Origin of the sequence: Pseudomonas sp. NPDC087346 (assembly GCF_044744235.1) — a bacterium.
In the GTDB taxonomy this organism is placed as follows: Bacteria; Pseudomonadota; Gammaproteobacteria; order Pseudomonadales; family Pseudomonadaceae; genus Aquipseudomonas.
The window spans coordinates 1-2,052 of sequence record NZ_JBIUXX010000163.1 but is presented as its reverse complement, the minus strand read 5'-3'; the positions used below and the strand labels follow the sequence as shown (position 1 = coordinate 2,052).

Sequence of the window (2,052 nt, the reverse complement as noted above, 5' to 3'; positions counted from 1 at the left end):
ATTGGGCAGCAAGGCTATCAGGCCTCCGCAAAGTCCCGAGTATCCGGCTACGACTCCGTGCCATTGCCAAAGCGCCAAAGCAGCAATGAGCAAAACGACAAACTGAGCCATCAACACCGGAAAAACTGCCATGCGATGGAACGGCAGGCGGTTTGGCTTGCGGGTTTCCATCACTATTGCTCTCCAATGGTCGGCTGCCAGAATTCAATAACTTGGCATAATTTGTGCCGACAAAATGCGCGCAGAGTATAGGGGCGGATCTGCCCCTATTCAACTGTCAGGTAGTGATTTCCGACTGCGCGCTACATGAGGAAATGTTTCAGCGGATGTGCGCGAGCACACCCTGAAGCTCATCGAGGGAGTTGTAACCGATCACCAACTGACCTTTTCCCTTCTTGCCGTGGCGAATCTGCACCGCAGAGCCTAGGCGCTCGGCCAGGCGCTGTTCGAGGCGGGCGATATCCGGGTCTGGTTTTGCTGCTTCCACAGGCTCCGGTTTACCACTCAACCACTGGCGAACCAGTGCCTCGGTTTGGCGCACAGTCAGGCCGCGTGCGACAACATGTCGCGCCCCTTCCACCTGCTGATTCTCCGGCAGACCGAGCAATGCACGGGCATGACCCATTTCCAGATCACCGTGGGACAGCATGGTCTTGATCACTTCAGGCAATGCAATCAAGCGCAACAGGTTGGCGACGGTGACGCGGGACTTGCCCACAGCCTCGGCGACCTGTTGCTGGGTCAGCTGGAATTCCTGCTGCAAGCGTTGCAGGGCAATCGCTTCTTCGATCGGGTTCAGGTCTTCGCGCTGGATGTTCTCGATCAGCGCCATGGCGATGGCGGTTTCATCCGGCACATCGCGAACCATCGCCGGGATAGTTTCCTGGCCAGCCTGCTGGCTCGCACGCCAGCGGCGTTCACCAGCGATGATTTCAAAACGACCAGCGCCGATTGGGCGGACCACAATCGGCTGCATGACGCCTTGCGCCTTGATCGAATTCGCCAGTTCTTCCAGCGCCTGCGGGTCCATGTCCCGGCGCGGCTGATATTTGCCGCGCTGGATCAGGTCCAGCGGCAGGTGCTGCAACTCGCGCTGATCGGCCTGCACTGCCTGCTCTTCCAGAGAGCTGACAGTCGGACCGCTCAGCAGTGCATCCAGTCCACGTCCGAGACCTCGTTTCTTGACGGCCATGGGGATTCCTTAAGTTGCCTGAGCGGCGGCGATGCGTGAATTTTTACGCTGACGGCGAACCATCTCGCCCGCCAGGGCCAGGTAGGCCAGCGCGCCGCGTGATTGCTTGTCGTAGGCCAGAGCCGGCATGCCGTAACTCGGGGCTTCGGCCAGGCGGATGTTGCGCGGGATCACCGTGTCGTACAGCTGCTCGCCGAAGTGTTCCTTGAGCTGCGCCGAAACGTCGTTCATCAGGCTCAGGCGCGGGTCGTACATCGTCCGCAGCAGGCCTTCGACCTTGAGGTTCGGGTTCAGCAGTTCAGCGATGCGCTTGATGTTATCCACAAGGTCGCTCAAACCTTCGAGCGCAAAGTATTCGCACTGCATGGGGATAATTACCCCGTCGGCGGCAACCAGTGCGTTCAGCGTGAGCATCGACAGCGACGGCGGGCAGTCGATCAGAATGTAATCGTAGTTTTCACGGATCGGCGCCAGCGCGCTGCGCAGACGGCTTTCCTTCATCTGCATTTCCAGCAGAACCACTTCGGCGGCAGTCAGGTCGCGGTTGGCCGGCAGCAGTTGATAACCACCGTGTTCGGAGTAGTGCATGGCCTGAGCCAGATCGCATTCACCGATCAGCAAATCGTAGACCGAGTTTTCCAGGCCGTGTTTATCCACACCGCTACCCATGGTGGCGTTGCCCTGTGGATCGAGATCGATCAACAGCACCCGGCGCTTGGTCGCGACCAGGGATGCTGCGAGGTTGATGCAGGTGGTGGTCTTGCCCACACCACCCTTTTGGGGGGGGGGGGGGGGGGGGGGTGGGGGGGGGGGGGTGGGTCGGAAAAAAGACGAGGGGGTGTGGGTAGTGGGGTGGGGAG

Annotated in this window: 2 protein-coding genes and 1 pseudogene; all 3 read right to left on the bottom strand. The window is 60.0% G+C overall.

Going from position 1 to position 2,052, the window contains the following annotated elements; translation table 11 throughout:
* Positions 1 to 171: pseudogene (locus ACIOZM_RS31785) on the bottom strand (F0F1 ATP synthase subunit I); the annotation flags it as partial.
* A gap of 148 nt (positions 172 to 319) precedes the next feature.
* Positions 320 to 1,192 (bottom strand): ParB/RepB/Spo0J family partition protein, encoded by an 873-nt coding sequence (locus tag ACIOZM_RS31780; protein WP_401221634.1) that lies wholly within the window; start codon positions 1,190 to 1,192, stop codon positions 320 to 322.
* Positions 1,193 to 1,201: 9 nt separating this feature from the next.
* Positions 1,202 to 1,960, bottom strand: coding sequence for a ParA family protein (locus tag ACIOZM_RS31775; protein WP_401221631.1), 759 nt, complete (start codon positions 1,958 to 1,960; stop codon positions 1,202 to 1,204).
* Positions 1,961 to 2,052: the final 92 nt, after the last annotated feature.